Source organism: Oribacterium sp., assembly GCF_057249185.1.
Window position 1 is genome coordinate 1 of the sequence record NZ_DBHIGR010000173.1, and the last position, 4,540, is coordinate 4,540.

Here is a 4,540-nt window from a genome sequence, read left to right on the forward strand (position 1 = left end):
TTCTAGTTGTTTTTGAAAAAGCCTAACACAGCCAGTCTATACAGCACGAATCTGCCTCATTAAATTAGCACCGTCTAACTATAAAGTCAAGATTTTGTAAGAATTAATTAGCCCTGAGCAGGATTGTATTTAATTAAAATATTGTTTCCAATAGATTTAATATATTTATAAATCTAATTTATGGAAAATGGACCTCATTTTTTAAACATAAATCCTTCTGTTGAATAAAGGCATTGAATAAAAACATCGAATAAAGTTCGAAAAAATTCCATAAAAAAAGAACCGTAAAAATCAAAATATTTTTCTTTTGATTTTTACAGTTCTTTTTGGCTTCTTTAGTCTTTTTGGCCTCTTTGGCTTCTTTAGTCTTTTTGGCCTCTTTGGCTTTTACGCTTTAATCTTCTGATCCTTTAATTTTGCGTAAAACTCCTTGATTTTGGTGAAGGATTCCGGACTTAAAACATGCTCCATACGGCAGGCATCCTGAGAGGCGGTATAAGCATTTACCCCTAAGGCCACCAGCACATCCGTTAAAACCGTGTGCTTTTCATAGGTTCCCTGGGCGATGGACAGGCCGTGTTCGGTTAAGCTTAAGGCTCCCTTCTCGTCCACTTCCACCTTACCCTCTTCCCGAAGGCGCTTTAAGGCGATGCTGACACTGGGCTTGGAAAATCCCAGCATATTGGCAATGTCAATGGCTCTTACGTTTCTATGATCCATGGACAACATCAGGATTGCCTCCAAGTAGTTCTCCTCTGATTCATGACTTTCGTATGGTTTCATTCCCTATTTCCTCCCTTTGTGCATTCTTTAGATTCTTATTGCCGGAGGATTCCCTCCGGCTTTTTCTCTCTTCGGCATTTCCCTCCGTTCAGAACGGGATGCAATTCTTAGGATGCCTTCTTCTTTGCTAAGGCTTTCTTTCTCCGTTTTCCGGCTTCCAGTACCTCTTCCTTGTCCGCTTCGATTTCCTCCTCCGGAATCAAAGGTGTCATACTCTTTAATCCGGTGGCGATGGTGGAAATGTTGTGGAACAAAGCAGAGTTGGAAGGTGTCATAATGCCGGCCAAACCTAAGGCGATCAGCATAGCGTTAAAACCGATAATGAAGTTGTAGTTACCGTGAATTCTCTTCATCAAACGGTTACTCAGCTTCTTTAAAATTACCAGCTCATACAGGTCACCCTCTTGGATGGTAATGTCCGCAACCTCCTTAGCGATAGCCGCTCCTGCGGAAATAGCGATTCCCGCATCCGCTTCGGAAAGGGCAGGGGAGTCGTTAATACCGTCTCCCACCATGATGACCTTTCTGCCAAGACGATGCTCTTCCTGAATAAAGCTTGCCTTATCCTCCGGAAGCACCTCTGCATGGAATTCATCCACACCAACCATTCTGGCAACCGCGTGGGCAGTCTTCTTATTGTCTCCGGTCATCATCACAACCTTGTCGATACCCAGAGCCTTTAAGTCCTGAATAACTCCAACCGCTTCTTTACGTAAAGGATCGGAAATCAGGATAACCGTGGTGAGCTCTCCGTCCACTGCAAGGTACAAAGCGGAATGCTCAGGCGGAATGCTTGCCAGCTTTTCCTCTTCTCCCTTGGGTACGGTACAATGCTCATCATCAAAGATAAAGTGATGGCTTCCGATTAGCACGTGCTTTCCTTCGTAAATGCTGGAAATACCGTGGGCTACCACATATTCCACCTTGGAATGGCGCTCCGCATGATGCAGATCTCTCGCTTCCGCCTCTGCCACAACCGCATTTGCCATGGAATGAGGATAATGCTCCTCCAGGCAGGCAGCCATACGCAGCATCTCATTTTCATCAGAATTCTTGAAGGTGATAATGTCTTCTACCTTCGGCTTAGCGTAAGTCAAGGTTCCAGTCTTATCGAAGACAATGGTGTTGGCCTCGGAAATGGCCTCCATAAACTTTCCGCCCTTGACGGAAATCTTATGCTTTCCGGCCTCTCTCATAGCGGAAAGTACCGCTACCGGCATAGAAAGCTTCAAAGCACAGGAGAAATCTACCATTAAGAAGGCTAAAGCCTTGGTGACATTTCTGGTGAGCAGGTAGGTCAATGCCGCACCGCCCAGACTGTAGGGCACCAGCTTATCTGCCAAATGGGAAGCCTTATCCTCTGTTGCGGACTTCAGCTTCTCCGACTCCTCAATCATTTTCACAATTCGATCATAACGACCGGAGCCTGCCAGCTTCTCCACGCGAATACGGCATTCTCCCTCTTCCACTACGGTTCCCGCATAGGCAGAGGAGCCAATCTTCTTCCGAACCGGAATGGATTCTCCGGTCATGGAAGCCTGATTTACCATAGCTTCGCCGAAGCTTACCTTTCCGTCCAAAGGAATCATATTTCCGGTACGGACAATGATTTCCTGTCCCACTTCCACTTCATTTAACGGCAGTAAAACTTCCTCACCCTGTACTAAGGTCCAAACCTTGTCTACATTTAAGGACATGGTTCTCGCCAGATCGTCCACAGACTTCTTGTGAGTCCACTCCTCCAGGATTTCTCCTACGGAAAGGAGGAACATTACGGAAGACGCAGTATCATAGTCTCCGGTTAAGATGGAGGCGGAAATCGCTACCGCATCCAGGAGGGATACTTCAATCTTTCTCTGGAAGAGGGTCTGAAGTCCCTTAAATAAGTAGGGGATGGCCTTCACTCCCGTAATCACCCGCTTTAAGGGGATGGGATAGAAGAGGGTGGAAATCACCCTATCCACTACTGTCAGCACTAATTTATCTTCGTATTCTCTGTTTAAGGCTCTTCCGGTCTGACTTGGTACAAGACCTTCATTTCCCTTATAAGAAAAACGGGACAGGGCAAGAATCATGCCTTCCCGTTTTCCTTCGTAGAAAATGATAGCATCTCCGGTTCGGTCATAAACCTTCGCCTCAATGACTCCCTCCTGGGCCTTGAGATAATACTCTAGGATATCCGCCTGTGCCATGGTCATGCGCTTCTGCATGGCGTGAACACGGATACGCCCCGGGGATTCATGCAAGATATTCCATTTCATTTTCCCTTACCACTTCTTTCTGAGCTTATCGGAGCCGCGGAAGCATAAGTCCCTTCTCTGGGAGAAAATGCTTTCCGGGCTCAAGTTGCTTTTCGCTGTTATGGATTAAACTTCCTTTGCATCGAAGTCAGAAACTTCTTCAAAATCCTCGATTAAAGAATTCTCTGCAGCCTCTGCTCTCTTCTCGTTGATGCGCTTTGCATCTGCATAGATATCCTCGCAGCTTTCCTTAATGCCGGTGCTTACCTTCATTACGCAATCCTGTCCTCTAAGAACTGCTGCAGCTGCCTCTGTGTAAAGCTTCTTCGCGTCGGTAGAAGCCAAAATCTTCATACCTGCTGTTCCGAATAAAACTCCACCTGCGAAAATTCCAATCTTCTTCCATGCCCAATTTGCTAAAAACATATTCTTTCCTCCTCTTATTTTGCTATACATAAACTACTATTTGCTGCTAAAGAATAAAGCTTTCTTGCATTTGACACTCAGTGGTGCACTACGGTTAAAGTCTTGTTCTTTAGAACGAGCATATTGTAAAATAGGAATTATTATTAAGTCAAGGCTAACCTTTTTGTATTTCGTTTCCATTTTTAATACAATGTAGTCTACGCTAACAAAAGTTAGTGATAAATAACTTGTAACATCGATTATTGAAAAAGTCAAGGGGGAAGTGCTGTATTCATTAAGGGGCAACGCGCAGATGCAGTATAGGTATGAAATCGAGCACGCTCCCGCTAACTTCGCCCTGCGGGGGAAGGAACAGAAAAAATTAAAGGTGCCCGCTCTGATGGAGTATGGGTCTGTAATCGGGGCACGCTCCCGCTAACTTCGCCTTCGTAACAGTACTAACTTCAAGCTTCGCTTTGCTCGCTTTCAGTAAGTACTGACGGGCTCAGATTGCCCCTCTTACAGACCCATACTGCATCAGTCGCTTCAGTTTATTGATTTCTACAATCCTTCCTACCGCTGTTTTTCGCAAATACCGGCGGGCTCGGATTGTCCCTCTTTCATACCTATATTGCTTCTGTCGTCTCAGTTTATTGATTTCTACAGTTCTTCCCTTCGATGGCTTTCTGCAAATATCAGTGAGCTCAGATTGCCCCTCTTACAGACCTATACTGCATTAGTCGCTTAAGGATATTATTTTTTCAGCTCATTACCTTCTGCTTTTCCCCAATCCAATTCTTGATGTCGAAGGCCGTCATCTTCCCATCCGGCAAATAGTTCCTGAATCTTCGTTGCTTTGGGATTTTTATATTGTGATGGTTTAACGGTTTCTTGCATATCATGGTTTATATCTTGTTGTTTCTCTCGTTCCATCTCTTTCTCTCCATGAAAAGATAAAATATCGCACACTTCGCGAGCGATACTCGTTAAGAATTAAAGAAGGTCAGGGATTTCTCCCCGACCTTCTTATCTTCTCTAGAAAAATTACTTAAGAGTGATCTTAGCGCCTTCAGCCTCAAGCTTAGCCTTGATATCATCAGCCTCAGCCTTGG

Annotated in this window: 4 protein-coding genes; all 4 read right to left on the bottom strand. The window is 44.8% G+C overall.

From position 1 onward, the window contains the following. Positions 1-387 precede the first annotated feature (387 nt). Entirely contained in the window at positions 388-783 is a 396-nt protein-coding gene (locus tag ACO4PX_RS08760; protein ID WP_007158168.1) for a metal-dependent transcriptional regulator, read from the bottom strand. Between the two features lie 107 nt (positions 784-890). Then, complete coding sequence (locus tag ACO4PX_RS08765) at positions 891-3,044, bottom strand: heavy metal translocating P-type ATPase (RefSeq protein ID WP_455030910.1); 2,154 nt, start codon at positions 3,042-3,044, stop codon at positions 891-893. A gap of 105 nt (positions 3,045-3,149) precedes the next feature. Then, on the bottom strand, positions 3,150-3,449 hold the full coding sequence (locus ACO4PX_RS08770; RefSeq protein WP_040649607.1) for a DUF6110 family protein: 300 nt from the start codon (positions 3,447-3,449) through the stop codon (positions 3,150-3,152). Positions 3,450-4,181: 732 nt separating this feature from the next. Beyond that, a complete protein-coding gene (locus tag ACO4PX_RS08775) occupies positions 4,182-4,361 on the bottom strand; it encodes a hypothetical protein (RefSeq protein ID WP_007158172.1) in 180 nt (59 codons plus the stop codon). Between the last annotated feature and the right edge of the window lie 179 nt (positions 4,362-4,540).

Bases quoted from the DNA above. Each gene is read 5' to 3' on its own strand.
- ACO4PX_RS08760 (WP_007158168.1), bottom strand. From the start codon at position 783: ATGAAACCATACGAAAGTCATGAATCAGAGGAGAACTACTTGGAGGCA.
- ACO4PX_RS08770 (WP_040649607.1), bottom strand. From the start codon at position 3,449: ATGTTTTTAGCAAATTGGGCATGGAAGAAGATTGGAATTTTCGCAGGT.
- ACO4PX_RS08775 (WP_007158172.1), bottom strand. From the start codon at position 4,361: ATGGAACGAGAGAAACAACAAGATATAAACCATGATATGCAAGAAACC.
- ACO4PX_RS08765 (WP_455030910.1), bottom strand. From the start codon at position 3,044: ATGAAATGGAATATCTTGCATGAATCCCCGGGGCGTATCCGTGTTCAC.